Origin of the sequence: Gimesia sp., from assembly GCF_048262075.1 — a bacterium.
GTDB lineage: Bacteria > Planctomycetota > Planctomycetia > Planctomycetales > Planctomycetaceae > Gimesia.
Window position 1 is genome coordinate 160,698 of sequence record NZ_JBLXFK010000005.1, and the last position, 16,659, is coordinate 177,356.

Genomic DNA, 16,659 nt, shown 5'->3' on the forward strand with positions numbered 1-16,659 from the left:
TGATGGTCGAAACATGAACAGACAATTTTTTTTACCGGCTTTCTGGGCAACTCTCACAGGACTGTCACTGCTGCTGATTGCTGCCATGACAGACGTCAAAACGCCACAGTCTCTGTTTATTCCCCCGCAACACTCGGCGAACTCATCGCAGAATCTTCCTGAAAACCATGTTGCAGAAGTGGAGCCGAAGACCGTTTCCGTCCAGACTGAATCGCCCAAGACGGTAATCCCCCAAGCTCCGCCAGTATCAGATTTCACTCAAGCCTCCCAGGCACAGCCACACATCGAACCTGCTGGCCTGCCGACAAAAACAGAAACCAGAACCGTTTCTGTCAGAAAAGAACCTGTACGATCGCGTCTGCTGGTAGAACCAGGTATCGAAATTTCCACGATTCAAGACAGCAGCGCCCCGGCACGATCTATCAAATTCAACGTTGCCAATGACGACGACCTCGTAACGCCGCAACGGGTGTCATCAAAAATGGAACTCCGTCTGGCCAGTCTGACACAGCAGGTCGATCGGTTGACCAGTCTGCAGTTGCAGGCACAACAGCACTCCAACCTGGAACTCGCTCAAAATACCAACCGCCTGGAAGAAGCAACAAAACTGCTGCAACAGATGCAACAGATGAATCAACTGCGTGATCTGGAACGTAAACTGGACGGCATGCAGCCCAAAGACCCGGCCGCTCCCTCAGCTCCAGATAAAAACGCGGAGCCCCCCGTCACACAGGCACCTGCGGCAGAGGAAGCCGAAACGACAAAGAAAAAACCGGTGTTGAAAATCAGCCCGAACAATGATTCCAGCGAAACATTTTCGCTCCAGATTCAGGATGCCGAAATCATGCATGTCCTGGACATGCTCGGCGAACTATCCGGTTTGAATATCCTCACAGGGCAGGGCGTTACCGGTACGATCTCGGCAAATTTGAAAAATGTCACACCCGAACAGGCACTGGATGCCATATTACGTTCTCGCGATCTGACCTCCGAAAAAGAAGGCGAGTTCATCTATGTAATGACCCAGGCACAACTTGAACAGAAAAAGAAATCCAGCCGCAAAGTCATCACTAAGTTATATAGCCCGTTTTATATCAGTGCCAAAGAGTTACAGAACCTGATCACGCCCATTCTGACAGAGAACATCGGTATTGTTTCACTGACCACACCCAGTGAAGTTGGTATCTCACCGGATCCCACCAGTGCAGGTGGCGACTCCTTTGCCCAGTCAGACTCAATCCTGGTCCGCGATTATCCGGAAGTCCTGGAAGAAGTAGATCGTCTGCTGGAAAAAATGGATATCCCTCCGATGCAGGTTGTGATCGAAGCGATGATTCTCAGCATCTCCCTGAACGACGATATGAAATTCGGCGTGAATTTTGCCATGTTGAGTGGAAATAACAAAAATCTGATCGTCGATGGAAACGGACAGACTCTCAATAATTCCAGCGGGTTCCCGGGATCGGGCTCTACTTCCCTTGTGCCGCCCACAGGACAGTTTGTAGCTGATCTGGCAGGACTGAAATACGGCTTCCTGCACGGAGACATCAGTGGTTTTATTGAAGCACTGGAAGACGTGGCAGAGACCAATCTGATCGCTTCTCCACAATTACGTGCATTAAATAAACAGAAAGCCGAGTTGATTATTGGTGACCGTACCAGTTATTCGACAGTCACCCAAAATGGAAATACTTCCATTCAGAACGTGAACTTTCTGGACTCGGGGATTGTATTGAACCTGCGACCATTCATTACACCCGATGGTCAGATCCGCATGGAAGTGCATCCCGAACGCAGCTCTGCCTCCATCAACCCCAGTACCAATCTCCCCGACCTGCGCACGACCGAAGTGACCACCAACGTCATGGTCCAAGATGGTCATACCGTTGTCATCGGAGGTTTAATCGAAGAACGTACCACTGATACCCGGAATCAGGTTCCCTTCCTGGGAGCGATTCCTGTGATTGGCAATGCGTTTCGTCAGCAGCGCGAAATCACGAACCGTACAGAATTAATCGTACTGATCACTCCACGAATCGTTCGTGCCGAAGCCGCGCAGGCAGAAGGGGAAATGCTCAAATACGAAGGGGCTGAACGTCACGCTAACTTCAAGAAAAGCTTCCTGCCTATCAATCAGGTGCGCATCGTCCAGTCGCATATTGAAAGAGCAAAGAAATTCCTGCGAGTTGGAAATCTGCCTAAAGCCAAAGAACAGATCAGCATTGCCGCTCGTCTGGATAAAAACAATATCGAAGCGATTCAGCTGAAAAACTACATCGAACAGGCGTTGATCAATCGAAACCGGGGAATGATCGGGTTACCGCCTGTGTCTGGTCCGGCAGTTCAGGTTCCGACTCTGGAAGGAGCACCCTGAGCATGTTGCGACTGCACTGCAGGCCTTCTCGATATCTCGGAATGATGTTCTGTGCAGCGGGTCTTGTCTGTTGTGGTTGTCAGAGTATGCCCGTCTCCAGTCTGGCCTTATTGCCTGAAGTTGGTTCGATACAGAAAGTAGTTGAGGCACATTACGAGGAACCTGCGGAGAGCCAGTCCGCTTCACCTTACAATCAGCAGGCGAATCAACTTGTTCAGCAGGCACTCGAACATTATTCCAAGGGAGAATTAAAACGCGCCAAGGTGCTGTTGGCCTCGGCACGTGAAATTGATCCAGGTCATACTGGCACGTTTGAAATCGAGGCCCAGCTTTCGTATGACATGGGAGACCGTAACCAGTTTTTGCAGTCGCTACGTGCCATCCGCGCAGCCAGTCCGCATGATTCTGAAAAGCAGAGCGCCATCGGAACCCTGTTCTTTCAGGCAGGCCAGACACAGGAAGGGATTGCCTGCCTGAATCGCGCCATCGAGTTAAAACCACATGATGAAAACTATGCCCTCAAACTGGCAGCCTTTTATGAACAGGCAGGCAGGACGGATGAAGCCCAGAAGGTCCTGCTGAAAGCGTTACACACCACTCCGGGAAGTCGACGCTTGCCGATTGCCCTGGGCCGAATCTGTGAAGCCAGTCAGAAGTGGAGTCAGGCCAGCGTCTATTACGCAATGGTCGTCAACCATTTTCCCGAAAACTATCTGTGGCGAAAACAACGGGCACGTTGCCTGTATTATTCGGGCAATTTCTCCGCTGCATTCGAAGAGTTCTCCACCTGTCAGAAAAACGATCCTGAATCGTTGTCACTGGCAGAAATGATTGCCTTTGGGGACGCCGCATTACAGGTTGGGAACCTTGAAAAAGCACAATCCCTGTTTGATGACATTTCTGCAAAGCATCAGCACCAATTAATCCATGTAGAAATATTACGCGGATTGTGCGCAATAAACCGGGGCCAGAGCTCCAGCGCAAAAAACATTATCGCTACAGCCCGTAAAAAATGGCCCAACGATGAGACCCTGCTGGAAGTGGCCGCCTTGATTCCACCAGAACGGCCAACTGTTCAGTAACCTCTCTATCTGACCGTATTTACATATATTCATACGCCAACCACATTCTCTATTCCGAAATTGGACAATCGGCAGATTGTAACCTAGATTTTAGATGTGAGTTATCTTCCTGACGGCCCTGTTGCAGTCGGTGAAGTATCACTCGTCTCGGAATTTTTAATGTGAACAACGTTTTTCAGCGGATTTCATTCGCTGAGAAAGAACTGGCTATGAATCTTTCTGCCAAATACTGGTTTCTGATTCTGCTCCTGCTGACAGTGAGTTGTGTAGACAACCTGCTGGTCATGAGTCAGATGGTAAGTCCGGGCTACGCTCTGGCGATCGCTTTTATCTCTTCACTGGCAGGCTGGGCCTGGCTGATGAAAAGCATCAAAAACGATCAACAGCAGATCACGGCTTGCCTGAGAAACCCTGAATTAGCGCGTCCCGGACTCCAGCGCAAGAACTTCTATGGAAATATTTTCGCAGAAGCAATACACAAAATGGAAGAATCAGACTCGGAATTGACCACGACCAATCAGGTCAAAACCATGCTCAAAGCCCGTGTCAATTCCCTGTTGAAAAAAGAGGCGCTGGTCGAATCGGTCCTCGATAACCTGGAAACCGGAATCCTGGTCTTTGATGCCAAACAGGAACTGGATTTTTCTAACCAGGCTGCGAATTCGTTTCTGATCACAGAATCGGATCAGGATCTGTCGACGAGTGATTCCAGTCTCTCATTGGGAAAACCTGCCGTTGAGAAAACGGTCATTCCGGAACTGGCAAAACTGCTGGCTAAAACCATAGAGCGCAGGGAAGCGACGTTCCGCAGACGTACCGAATTTGAATTTACCTGCAACGGGGTCTCAAGCCAGTATCGGGCTATTGCCACGAATCTCAGTGATGAGAACCAGGCCGCGTTGGGAACCGTGGTCGTCGTAGAAAATATCGGCGAAGAAGCCGACGAGAAAACACAACACGCCGAGTTCGTCTCTTCTGTCGCACATGAACTGAAAACTCCCATGTCGGGAATTAAAGCATACATTGAAATGCTGCTCGACGGTGATTGTGAACCGGATGAAGCAGAGGAGCTTTATGGATTTATCAATGACCAGATTGATCGATTGACCCGCCTGGTCAACAGCATGTTGAACCTGGCACGCATTGAGAGTGGTGTCGTCGAAATTAAAAGACACGATCATGAACTGAATGACATCCTGAAAACAGCATCCGATGTCATTTCGCCTACAGCCGCCGAAAAGGAGATCACGTTTACAGCAGAATTAAGCGACATGTACCTGCCTGTATTTGTTGATAAAGACATGTTGGGACAGGCGATCATCAACCTGTTATCGAACGCAATTAAATATACGCCAAACGGTAGAGAAGTTCGGCTCCGCAGCCGGATGGAAGATACGTCCGCCATCATTGAAGTCCGCGACACCGGGATGGGAATTCCGGAAAATTCGCTGCCTCACATTTTTGATCGTTTCTACCGTGTTCCGGAAAACAACCGCTCCGCTGCGGGAACCGGCCTGGGACTGGCCCTGGTCCATTTTATTGTCACCAACGTACACAACGGTTCGATATCCGTTCAATCCCGAGTCGATGAAGGTACCTGTTTTACGGTCACGATTCCACTGGGACACAAAGAACAGAAACGCAAGAAACAACTGGCCCCGCCAGCAAATGCGTGAGTCGCATACACAGTTCAGTGTCCCCTATGTAAGAAGCTGTAAGAAAAGGAGTGAGAAAATGAATCACCTGATCTATATTTGTGATGATGACTCGCATATTGTTCGTGCCATCAGCATGAAGCTGAGAAAAGCCGGTTTCGAGGTAGAATGTTTTCTCGATGGTTTTGACTGCTGGGAAAAATCGCAGGAACAGCCGCCGCACATGATTATCACAGACCTGCAGATGCCACGCATGAACGGCCTGGAGCTTTGCGAGAAAATTCGGGCATTAGAATCAACCAAATCGATTCCGATTACGTTATTAACCGGGAAGGGTTTTGAATTCGATCACGATGAGTATATTCGGACATTGAAAATTACCAACGTGATGGTGAAACCATTCAGCCCCAGAAAACTGCTGAATCATGTTCAGGAATCACTCAACCTGACCAACGAAGTTATTGGTTAAGTCGCTCAACGAAATAAAAAATACTGAAACTATTTATCTATGCGAAATTATTATACAGCCATCCAGTTCTGGTCTTACGCGCTGCTGGTAGTCTGTCTTTGTCCGCTCGCCGTTTTTCTGGGTTCGTACATGGGTTGGCCACTGGGAGTAGCGCCATTGCTGCTGCTCGCACCGCCTACGGTCCTCGCTGCAGTCTCCTCTCCGCGGATCTGTTACTGGACCATCACGGCGCTCTCGGTCGGGTCCTGTTTTGCGGAAACTTACTTCCGGACAGACACTGTCAACGGGGAGAACAACTACACTTTGAGTATGCTGAGCGCTGCCGTTCTGATTGGCCTCGTGTTACTGATCGACCTGTATATTGGCAAACTAAAAAGAAATCTCTATCAGATTCATCAACAGAACGATGAACTGGTACGCCAATTATACGAATCTCAGAAAGAATCGTTTGCAAACCTGCAGAAGCCCCGCGACGCTGATGAAACAAAATCCAGACAGATTGCTGAAACGAAAGATACTCTTGCTGGAGAAGTCGGCGTAAACTATCCGCTGCTCCTGCTGACACTTCAGGATATCGGTCGACGTATCTCTACAAATCAATCGAATGAATCTCTGATTCCCACGGTGATCAGTACAGCGAAAGCATCGCTGCAGTGTGAATACTGTCAGGTTTATCTGTGGGACAGCAAATCACGATCTCTGAAAAATGCACTGCCAGCCCGCGCCCGGGATCAGTTGAATTATCGACCGGTTCCCCAAAGTGGCGTAGCTGCCTGGGTGATTGAACACCGTCAGATTGTCATGCGAAATGATGCTGAGCAGGACTACCGGCTCAAACGGATTCTGGACGAAGATCCGCACATGCCCGATGCGATCGCTCCCTTGACCGTCGGTTCTGATCTGATCGGTCTGCTGGTCATTGATAAAGTGGATGTGGAATCACCCACCATTGGTCGCCTCCTGTATATTCTCTCCAATATCTATGCTCTGGGTATTAAGAATTCCCAGTTGTTTAAGCGGATTGAAGAAATGGCCAGCCGTGATGGTCTGACTGGTTTATTCAACCATGCCACCTTCCAGGAAAAACTGCACGATCTGGTCAAACAGGCGGATGCCCAGTCCAGTCAGCTCAGTATTATCATGAGCGACATTGACCATTTTAAATCGTTCAACGACACCTACGGCCATCAGGCAGGTGACTTTGTTTTGAAGGAAGTGGCGCGGATCTGGCAAACCGTCATGCCCGATAAAGCAATTATTGCACGCTACGGTGGAGAAGAGTTCATCGGAGTTCTGCTGGATCATGAATATTCACAAGCCATGCAGATTGCCGAAGATCTGCGCGAAACGATGGAAAACTGCCCGATCCTGTTTGAAGGTCAACAGTTGCAGGTCACTGCCAGTTTCGGCGTCACCGAATTCAAACATCCGGCAACCACCACGAACGAACTGGTTCGTATCGCCGATGAAAACTTATACAAAGCCAAAGAGGGTGGTCGAAATCAGGTCATTGGACTCGATCCGAATTCCGCCCGTAAACCACGTATTTAGATATTAACTCATGCAGATCACAACCGAAATCTTTGGAAATGTCATGGTGGCGCACACACCTGACGAATTAACGGATGACACATCCACCGAATTCGTCAACGCCCTGTCTGCTGCCATCAACGACCAACACTACCAGGTTGTGCTGCAGATGGACCACAGTGAAATCCTGGATAGTGCAGGGCTCGAAGCTTTGCTGGATATTCAGGATCTGACCCGTGAACAGGGTGGAAACCTCAAGATCAGTGGCCTGGAAGACCCGGGTAAGAAAATTCTGGAAATCACACGCATCGATCAGAGAATCGATCTGTTCGACTCGGTGATCGACGCGGTCTCCAGTTTTCAATAGAAACTTCAATCGTTAAACATGAATACCAACTCTCTCCTGCAACCGAAAATGCGACTCGGTGATTTACTCATCTACAAAGAGTATATCACTCTGGAACAGTTAGAGTCCGCGCTGGAGGAACAGTCACAGGGAGATGGCAGTCAGCTGCTGGGCGAATTGCTGGTCAACCAGGAATATTGCACAGAAGATCAGGTTCTGGAATGCCTGGCACTGGAATATCGGATTCCCTATGTGCAGCTCGACAGCCGCATGTTCGATTCGAAAATATTCGATGTCCTGCCTCGCGATTTTGTCGAAAAACATACCGTCCTTCCGCTGTTCAAAGTCAGAAATGTCCTGACCGTTGCCGTCGCGGAACCGACGAACGTCTTCCTGGTCGATCAACTCAGAGACTTGACCAAAACCGAAATTCAGATCGTAGCGGCAAGTGCCCGTGAGATTCGGCGGATGGTGCAGACCTATATGCCGAATACGAATGTCTTTGTCATCGACGATATCATCGACGATGCGAATGGCACGAATGTCGAGCTGATCGAAGAGTCAATCGATGACATCGGTTTTGACGCCGAGTTTGCCGGCCAGAGCCCGATTATCAAACTGGTGAATTACATTGTCTATAACGCCGTTCGTGAAGGCGCCAGTGATATTCATATCGAACCGACCGAACAGCAGCTGCGGGTCCGTTACCGTGTGGATGGCGTCCTGCAGCAGGCTCTGGAACCACCAGTGCACCTGGCTCCCGCGGTTTCTTCCCGTATCAAAATTATGGCCAGCCTCGATATCAGTGAACGTCGCCTTCCCCAGGATGGAAGAATCCATGTGCTGATGGAAGGACGTCCGATTGACCTGCGCGTCAGTACTCTTCCCATGCCGACCGGCGAAAAAGTGGTGATCCGAATCCTGGATAACCGCAGTGTGAATATTTCACTCGAACAGCTCGGTTTCAGCTCTGAAGTTCTGGAACAATTTACCGAACAGCTCGACAAGCCCAACGGCATCATTCTGGTGACCGGGCCTACGGGTAGTGGTAAGAGTACCACACTTTATGCAGCATTAAATGCCGTCAGTTCGATTGAAAAAAATGTCTGTACGGTCGAAGATCCAATCGAGTATCAGTTGCCGATGATTAACCAGTTTCAGGTCAACGAAAAAATTGGACTCTCGTTTGCTTCGATTCTGAGAAGTCTGCTGCGACAGGACCCCGACGTCATTATGGTCGGTGAAATTCGTGACCAGGAAACAGGCAAAATCGCAATTCAAGCTGCCCTGACAGGTCACCTGGTCTTCAGTACGCTGCACACCAATGATGCCATTTCAGCCGTGACCCGACTGATTAATATGGGCGTTGATGATTACCTCATCGGAGCTGCTCTGAATATGGCTCTGGCCCAGCGACTGTGCCGCAAGTTATGCCCTAAATGTAAAACACCTTACGAACTGCCTAAAGCAATGCAGCTGGCTGTCGAACGCATCGGACTGGATGTCGATGAATTCTATCGCGGCAAAGGATGTAAGCGTTGTCGAAATACCGGCTTTTCCGGACGTATTGGCGTTCATGAAATCCTGACGATCGATGATCCACTGCGGGAAATCATCACCACTAATCCGACTGTGGCTGCGGTGAAAGACTATGCGCAGAACAATGGCATGATTCCGCTCAGATACGACGCGCTGAGAAAAGCAAAAGAAGGACTGACCACCATTGAGGAAGCCCTCAAAGTCAGTGATGAAGGCTGGATTCCCCGTAAGTCCGCACTCAAACATTAGTCACCGATATACAAACCCGGTGTGAAGATAGATCGAATTTCGAGAAAGCGATTCCTCCATGGAAATGAATGATTTATTACATGCTGCTGTAGACAGTAAAGCATCTGATATTTTACTCGCCATTGATGCGGCTCCCATGTTTCGCATTGATGGAGAGCTCAAAAAGACCGCGCTCGAACCCCTCGACCCGGTTACGATCAGTGACCTGTGTGATCAGGTTCTCAACCAGCAGCAGAAAAAAATACTCGACAAACATAAGGATGTCGACTTTGCCATTACCATCCCGCGGCTGGGACGTTTTCGTTTTAACATCCATGTGCAGCGAGGCACTTATGCTGCTGCGATCCGCCGTTTTTCAAACGAAATCTGCTCGTTGAGCAGCCTGGATTTGCCCCCGGTGGTGGAAGAGCTGACGCGTCTGAAAACGGGCCTGATCCTGGTAACCGGGCAGACCGGCTCCGGTAAATCGACGACGCTTGCCGCGATGGTCGAAGCCATTAATCAGCGGGATGCCAAGCATATTATTACACTGGAAGACCCGATTGAATATCAGTTTCAGCATGGAAGATCACTGATTGAACAGCGCGAAATCGGCGAAGACTGCCCGGGATTTGCCTCCGGACTGAAACATGTTCTCCGCCAGGATCCGGATGTTATTCTCATCGGCGAGCTGCGGGATCTGGATACCATCCGCGTCGCTTTGCAGGCAGCCGAAACGGGGCATCTGGTACTCTCATCTCTACATGTTTCCAGTGCAGCCGGCGTTGTGGATCGACTGGTGGAAGTTTTTCCGCCCGAAGAACAGTCCCAGGTTCGCAGTCACCTTGCCGAAACACTGCGCGGAGTCATCACTCAAAAACTGTTACCCGCGGCTGATAGTCAAGGGCGCGTCGCCGCTCTCGAAATCATGCTGATGAACCGGGCCGTGCAGACCAGTATCCGGGAATCGACTTCGCATTTGATCCCCGGGATCATTTCGACGAACCGCCGCATGGGTATGCAGACGATGGAACAGGCGTTGAAAGAACAATTACTGAATGGAAAAGTCGACCCGGACATCATTGATGAGCATCTGCAGGAGTTAAAAGGAGAGGCACCAAAAGAATATTCCCAGGGATTACTGGCATAATCAGCCCCCACTCATAAAGGCACTCTCATGCAGTTTACTTATACAGCACGCAACACAAGTGGCCAGAATCAGACCGGTGAACTGGTCGCTGATTCCCGGGACGAAGCCGTCGCAAAATTGCGGCAGGAAGGTTTGTATCTGCTGGCGCTGGATGAATCTGATACCAGTTCCGAAAACACGACCAGCATCGCAAGAAAAAAACGGGTGCCCCGTAAAGAAATCATCTATTTCACCAACCAGATGGCGATTATGGTCGACGCCGGTGTGCCGGTGGCAACCGCCCTGGAAGGCATTGCGAAACAGATTGAAAATCCGGTTCTTGCTGAGATTTTGGCGCATATTCAAAAAAGTGTCGAATCCGGAAGTGACCTGTCAGCTGCCCTGGCAGATTTTCCCAGACAGTTTGATCGCACGTATGTCAACCTGATTAAAGCCAGTGAAGCCAGTGGAACCATGCCACAAATGCTGAACCGGATTGCTGCTCAGGCTGAAGAAGAACAGGAAACCATTCAGCAGGTCAAAGGTGCTCTGATTTATCCTGCTATCATGCTGGTGATGTGTGTTGGCATCTGTATTTTTCTCCTGACGTACGTCTTTCCAAAATTGATGCCGATGTTTGCTTCAAAGGGAGCGGCGATACCGGCTCCGACGAAAGCCATGATTTTGGTCTCCACGGCGATGACCTCCTACTGGTATCTGATCTTACTGTTTCTGGCCGCCTTTGTGGGGGCCTTCTGTTATGTTCGAAAACAGGCCTGGGGCAAATCTGCCTTCGACTGGACTTTAATCCGCATGCCTGTCTTCGGTTCCATGCTCAAGAAACTGGCAATCAGCCGCAGTATACGTACGCTGGCAACCACAGTGAATGCCGGGGTTCCCATGCTGGAAGCACTCGAGCTCAGCTCCGGCGTGACCGATAATGTGCATTTCAAACAGAGCTGGATGGAAATCAGCGAACTGGTGATGACAGGGAAACAGATTCATGAAGCAATGGAAGGGAAAACACTGTTTCCCCCGACCATGCAGCAAATGATCGCTTCAGGTGAATCCACGGGTCGCCTGGGTATGGTGCTGAATAAATTAAGTGATTATTTCGACCGCGAAGTTAAAATCGCGATTAAATCTGCCACCACTCTGATTGAACCGATCATGGTGGTCTGTATGGGCTCGATCATCGGCTTTATTGCACTCTCGATGTTACTGCCAATCTTCACTTTGAGTACCAGTCACTAAATGCCTCTCAATGAAAAGAATGAGCCGGCCGGTTTACCGGCGGCGCTTCTTTTTCTTCCCGGGAGGTGATTTCGCTGGTTCTGAAGCCGGTTTACTCTCTGCTTTCTGAGAGGTCTGTACTTCTTCCGCAGCGGCTTCGCTGACGGATGACTCAGCTGGTTTTTCGTCGGTTTGGTCACTTTTCGCAACCGGCGGATCGTCTGTCATCGTTTCCAACAGGCCTTGCGCATGAAATTTTTCCTGTGAGAAAGCTTTCAATTCGGTATTAAAGATCTGTACCAGTGCGTGCAGACAGGAAGCCACGATTGGCCCGATGAAGACCCCCCAGAGGCCCATCATCTGCAGACCTCCCAATACACTGACAAAGGCCAGCAGTGGATGTAATTTGGCATCGCTCTGCAGTACATAAGTGCGAATAATATTGTCCATCGTGCCGACAACCAGGGTCCCAATCAGGATTAGAAAAACGGCCGATCCCCAGTGCCCCTGGTACATCAACCATCCAGCACAAGGCATCCAGATCAGCCAGGAACCCAACAGGGGAACCATGGATGTGATGGTTGCCAGAATCAGAAATACAATAAAATGATCAAAGCCGACTATCGATAAGGCAATCGCAGTCGTCAATCCCTGTCCAATGGCTGCCAGAAAAGTGGCCAGAACCACGGCTCGTACCACCTTTTGAAACTGATCAATGAGCCGTTTCTGATAATCGACATGAACGGGAATCAGTGACTGCGTTGATTCAATCAGCAGATAACCATCAGCCAGAAAATAATAGAGGGCGATGATAAACATGATCCAAGCAATCAGCGCAGAGAAGAGACTTCCCAGCAATCCGACCGTTGAAGCGGCAATCCCCAGCGAACGCTTGGCAATGGGAACCAGTGTTGCCTGCAGGTTCTTACGGATAAAATCTTCCGAAATTTGAGGGTTCGCTGATTTTTCTGTTTTCGCCAGCGGATCCAGATCCTGATCCAGATACTCGTTCGACCATTCCACGAACTGATGAAATTTATCGTTGCTGATTTCCACTTTTTCGCGAATCGTTTTGACGGTCTTATTCCAGTTTGCCTCGTCCAGGGTATTGACGACTGTGGTAAACAGCTGCAGGGATCCCAGAAATATTCCCACACACAAGGGAACCAGAATGGCAGAGACAATCAATGTGGTTGTCAGACCGGCGGCGATTCGGACATGTCCCCGGGTCCGTCTGATAAAATAATTCAGTACGGGCTGACTGACCATGGCCACCACCGCTGCCAGGAACAAAGGCAGAATGAAAGGCATGATCACTTTGAAGAACATGATCCCCAGAAAGAGAATCAGGCAGAGGATTACCGTTAACGAAACGAGCCGGACCATGAACCATTCCTATTCACTGATTTATCTAGAGCGCATCACAATTAAGTATAGCGTCTCGCAATCTAATAGACTCGGGCCAAACAGCCCTGGAGACGCTACAGTAAAACGGGACACAGTCTAGGGAGAGATACGATCGACCAGATGATCGGACTCTATGGTATTTAACAACTTACATCAATTTTACCAGAAAAGATAGGCGATTTTTCTCCCTGCGGAAACGGGGCTTTTCTATGATCAGATCTAATATTTTCCCATCCTGATCGCAATTTTTCAGACCGAGTCGCTACAATACAGTTTTCTACTCCCATTCAGCAATGACTTGGATCGGGATCAGTCTATCTGTCTCGACAGAACCGGAGTCTGGTATGAAACGTTATATAATCTCTCTCCTGTCGGCTAATCGTGTCGGGATCATGGCTGCTGTAACTACAGCGATAGACGAACTGGGTGCCAATCTGCATGAAGCCAGTATCGCCGTGATCCAGAACTTTTTCTCGATAGTGATCGCCGCAGATTTTCCAGAACAAAGAGATCCTACTCTTATCCAGGAACATATTGAAGGTATGTGCAATGCTTTTAATGTCGATGTTTCCGTGAAAGACCCGGATGTCGAAGTACCCTCGATTCTCTCTCCGGGAGAAAGTGTGAAGTACCTGATCTCGATTTCGGGAGAAAACCATGCGGGAATCCTCAGGAAAATATCTTCACAACTCGGTCAGGATGGAGTCGATATTCTGGACCTCTCAGCAACCAGTTCTGAAGACGGTCAAACATTTGAAATGATGATCAAAATCGCTGTTCCTAAAAATCTGGATATTCTGGAAATGCAAAGCATGATGGAATTGCTTTGCAGTAACCTGGGTGTTTCGGTTGATTTCATCAGTGAATCCGACTCAGCCATTATCGGCTCACAAAGCCAGACGCGCATGTTCAAGCTGTAAAGTTCTGGAACAGGATATTTCTGACAAAGAAGTCTCCAGGATCATGTCAAAATCCGTAAAATCTCAACAAGCAGCGACCGTTCGTCCATTCAAGGTATTCACCGAATATCAGTATGCGTTTACGGCTGTCTCACATTTGTTGCAGAGCACAGATGTGCCTGACCCCCAGCTGGTCTACATTTACGGTCCTTCAGGTTGCGGAAAATCGGCTCTGATTAACTCGCTAATACCCGATTATGATAAGCTCCATCCGGACGCTGAATGGAACAGCATGACAGCCAGCGAATTTGCTGCGAAATACGCAGTGGCGTCGAAAAACAAGCGTATTTCGACGCTTCAGGATAAACTTCGCGAGCTGAAACTACTGGTTCTGGAAGATATTCACAGCTTGGAAAACCGGATGCATACTCAGATCGAACTGCTCTCGACTCTGGATGTGATTCTAAAGCAGGGTGGCGTCGCCATCATTACTTCGATAAAGCCCCCGGGCGAACTGGCTCATTTTCAGAAGAAGCTGATCAATCGATTCCATGGCGGCGTCTGCGTGGGAATTTCTCCCTTGAAATACCAGAGCAGACTGGAGCTCTTAAAATTCTGGGCCGATTTCGAACAGATTCCCATCAAAGAAAAAGAACTCACTTTGATTGCACGTCAGAAAGAGAGCTCGCCACGGGAGCTGTCTGCGATCCTGAATCAATTACATACCGTCAGTCGAATTCAGCAGAATCGAATTGATGGCCGCTTTGTGCAGGAATTCCTGTCGGGAAATCTGGATCCACCGCGAACCAGTCCCGCCAAAATTACCAGAGTCGTCTGCCGTGAGTTTAAAACCAGCCTGGCTCAAATCCGGTCCGCCAACCGCTCCCAGCAGATTGTTCTGCCTCGACAATGTGCCATGTTTCTTTCCCGGGAATTGACCGGTGAATCTTTAGCAAATATCGCAAATTATTTTAATCGCAAGAACCACAGCACGGTTATTCATGCCTGTCGTCAAATTCAGAACGATCTCGAAAAATCACCCGGATTACGCCAGCAGATTTCTCGCATCAAGCAACAACTTGGGGTATACCCTTTATAGCGGACAGGAAATTCAACCAGAGAAATCGGATCAGGAAACTTTATACAGCCTCGATCACATGGTTTCTCATTCCCTGTTTTGTCGATAATCTGTTCAAACTCTGTGGGCGAACGTCGACTTCTTTTTCGGTTCTGAACACCGCTGACAGTGACTTTTCAAAGTCCTCTTCTTTCTGATCAGCCAGTCTGCATTCCACCAAGGTCCCACCAACAGGTTCTCGACAGAAATTCCATAGGAATCGCTGTACCTAAGTCTCTATTTTTCAGCGTCTTACGTCTTCTATTCTGTCATAATCCACAATTTTCTGATGCCTCTGATACTACTACTGCTAATTAAAAATCTTTTAGATTAAAACTCCCTTGGAAATCAATGCAGTTGTGTAGATTCGGAACCTCTGAATGATTGTGAAAGTTGCCGAAATCACATAAAATATCAGCAGCATTTAAGATTAGATTTCAGGCAGCCAGAAAGAGTCCCCATCAATGTCCGCAGCTGCCGTCATATTCCACGCATTTTTACATAAGTTGATTCAAACATGAAGCTCAGTTGTTCTCGATCTACCCTGTTATCCGGCTTTCAAATCATTGGAAGCGTCATCAGTTCCCGCACACCTAAAGAAGTTCTGAAGTGTGCCAAACTGGAAGCAGCAGACGGAAAAGCAACACTGAGTGGAACAGACCTGGAAGTCAGTATTCGCTTTGATTTCGAAGAAGTCGAAGTCATGGTTCCCGGGCAGATTCTGCTCTCCGTACATGAGCTGGTTTCCATCTTGCGGGAAGCCCATACCGATTCCGTAGAAATTGAACTCAAAAAAGACGAAGAGTCCGACCAGGACTTTATCCTGATTCAGGCCGGCAAAAGTGAATTCCGCCTGTCGGTACACGATCCTTCAGAGTTTCCCGCCGTGGAAACTTTCAATGAATCCAATTTCTTCGAAATTCCGATGCAGTCATTTCGTGAAATGATTCGCCGCACCGTGTTTGCCACCGATCCGGAAAGCACGCGCTATGCCCTCGGTGGGGTGCTGTTTGATGTCGAAGGCGATAAATTAACCCTGGCAGCCACCGATGGCCGCAGACTGGCAATGGTAGAAGCAGCGTGCAGTTACCAGGGGGCCGAAGCATATGAAAATAATCGACCCGTGATTCCTGCCAAAGCGATGTCACTGATTGAAAAGAGCCTGACAGGCGATGAAGGTAACATCCAGATCGCGATTCGAGCCAATGATGTGATTGTGAAAAGTGGTCGTTCCACCATTTTTGGCAGACTCGTTGAAGGCCGCTTCCCGAAATACCGCGATGTGATTCCTCCCGAACCGACACATAATATCGATCTGGAAGTCGGCACTTTCTTCGGAGCGGTTCGCCAGGCACAGATTGTGACTGACGTGGAAACACGGGGAGTGGATTTCATCTTCTCCAGCGGCCTGTTGACTTTGAAAAGTGTGGCCGCATCGGTGGGAGAATCAAAGGTGGAGATCCCCATTCCCTTCGAAGGGGAAGACATTGTGATCACGTTTGATGTGCGTTACCTGGCTGACTTTCTGAAGACACTCGACTCAGCCGCTCACATCAGACTACAGCTGATCGATTCAGACAGCGCCGCAGTTCTGAAAACAGACGATGGTTACACGTACGTCATCATGCCTCTCTCGCAAGCACGGTAATAC

General features: G+C 49.0%; 13 protein-coding genes. 12 read left to right on the forward strand and 1 reads right to left on the reverse strand.

Annotated features, from left to right (window positions below; genetic code table 11):
* Nucleotides 1-13: 13 nt before the first annotated feature.
* The 9 genes from ACN0YH_RS12415 to ACN0YH_RS12455 all read left to right on the forward strand — a co-directional run bounded on the left by ACN0YH_RS12415 (nt 14) and on the right by ACN0YH_RS12455 (nt 11,606).
* Nucleotides 14-2,374: a hypothetical protein gene (locus ACN0YH_RS12415; protein ID WP_417379881.1), complete on the forward strand. Its 2,361-nt coding sequence runs from the start codon at nt 14-16 to the stop codon at nt 2,372-2,374.
* Nucleotides 2,375-2,376: 2 nt separating this feature from the next.
* Nucleotides 2,377-3,456, forward strand: a complete 1,080-nt coding sequence (locus tag ACN0YH_RS12420; RefSeq protein ID WP_417379882.1) for a tetratricopeptide repeat protein — start codon at nt 2,377-2,379, stop codon at nt 3,454-3,456.
* A 161-nt stretch (nt 3,457-3,617) separates the two neighbouring features.
* On the forward strand, nt 3,618-5,132 hold the full coding sequence (locus ACN0YH_RS12425) for a sensor histidine kinase (RefSeq protein ID WP_417379883.1): 1,515 nt from the start codon (nt 3,618-3,620) through the stop codon (nt 5,130-5,132).
* A 58-nt stretch (nt 5,133-5,190) separates the two neighbouring features.
* Complete coding sequence (locus ACN0YH_RS12430) at nt 5,191-5,580, forward strand: response regulator (RefSeq protein WP_417379884.1); 390 nt, start codon at nt 5,191-5,193, stop codon at nt 5,578-5,580.
* A gap of 39 nt (nt 5,581-5,619) precedes the next feature.
* Nucleotides 5,620-7,131 carry a GGDEF domain-containing protein gene (locus ACN0YH_RS12435; RefSeq protein ID WP_417379885.1) on the forward strand — a complete coding sequence of 504 codons (1,512 nt, stop codon included), beginning with the start codon at nt 5,620-5,622 and terminating at the stop codon, nt 7,129-7,131.
* Nucleotides 7,132-7,141: 10 nt separating this feature from the next.
* A complete protein-coding gene (locus tag ACN0YH_RS12440) occupies nt 7,142-7,477 on the forward strand; it encodes an STAS domain-containing protein (RefSeq protein ID WP_417379886.1) in 336 nt (111 codons plus the stop codon).
* An 18-nt stretch (nt 7,478-7,495) separates the two neighbouring features.
* The gene (locus ACN0YH_RS12445; RefSeq protein ID WP_417379887.1) at nt 7,496-9,244 is read left to right on the forward strand and encodes a GspE/PulE family protein; all 1,749 of its coding nucleotides are present in this window, start codon (nt 7,496-7,498) and stop codon (nt 9,242-9,244) included.
* Between the two features lie 58 nt (nt 9,245-9,302).
* Nucleotides 9,303-10,373, forward strand: coding sequence for a type IV pilus twitching motility protein PilT (locus tag ACN0YH_RS12450; RefSeq protein ID WP_417379888.1), 1,071 nt, complete (start codon nt 9,303-9,305; stop codon nt 10,371-10,373).
* Between the two features lie 27 nt (nt 10,374-10,400).
* Nucleotides 10,401-11,606 carry a type II secretion system F family protein gene (locus tag ACN0YH_RS12455; RefSeq protein WP_417379889.1) on the forward strand — a complete coding sequence of 402 codons (1,206 nt, stop codon included), beginning with the start codon at nt 10,401-10,403 and terminating at the stop codon, nt 11,604-11,606.
* A 33-nt stretch (nt 11,607-11,639) separates the two neighbouring features.
* On the opposite strand, the gene ACN0YH_RS12460 is transcribed toward ACN0YH_RS12455, so the two are convergent.
* Complete coding sequence (locus ACN0YH_RS12460) at nt 11,640-12,971, reverse strand: AI-2E family transporter (protein WP_417379890.1); 1,332 nt, start codon at nt 12,969-12,971, stop codon at nt 11,640-11,642.
* Nucleotides 12,972-13,336: 365 nt separating this feature from the next.
* On the opposite strand from ACN0YH_RS12460, the gene ACN0YH_RS12465 reads away from it, so the two are divergent.
* The 3 genes from ACN0YH_RS12465 to dnaN all read left to right on the forward strand — a co-directional run bounded on the left by ACN0YH_RS12465 (nt 13,337) and on the right by dnaN (nt 16,656).
* Entirely contained in the window at nt 13,337-13,912 is a 576-nt protein-coding gene (locus ACN0YH_RS12465; RefSeq protein WP_417379891.1) for a glycine cleavage system protein R, read from the forward strand.
* A gap of 43 nt (nt 13,913-13,955) precedes the next feature.
* Nucleotides 13,956-14,990: a helix-turn-helix domain-containing protein gene (locus ACN0YH_RS12470; RefSeq protein ID WP_417379892.1), complete on the forward strand. Its 1,035-nt coding sequence runs from the start codon at nt 13,956-13,958 to the stop codon at nt 14,988-14,990.
* 535 nt (nt 14,991-15,525) lie between these two features.
* On the forward strand, nt 15,526-16,656 hold the full coding sequence (dnaN, locus tag ACN0YH_RS12475; protein WP_417379893.1) for a DNA polymerase III subunit beta: 1,131 nt from the start codon (nt 15,526-15,528) through the stop codon (nt 16,654-16,656).
* Nucleotides 16,657-16,659 lie beyond the last annotated feature (3 nt).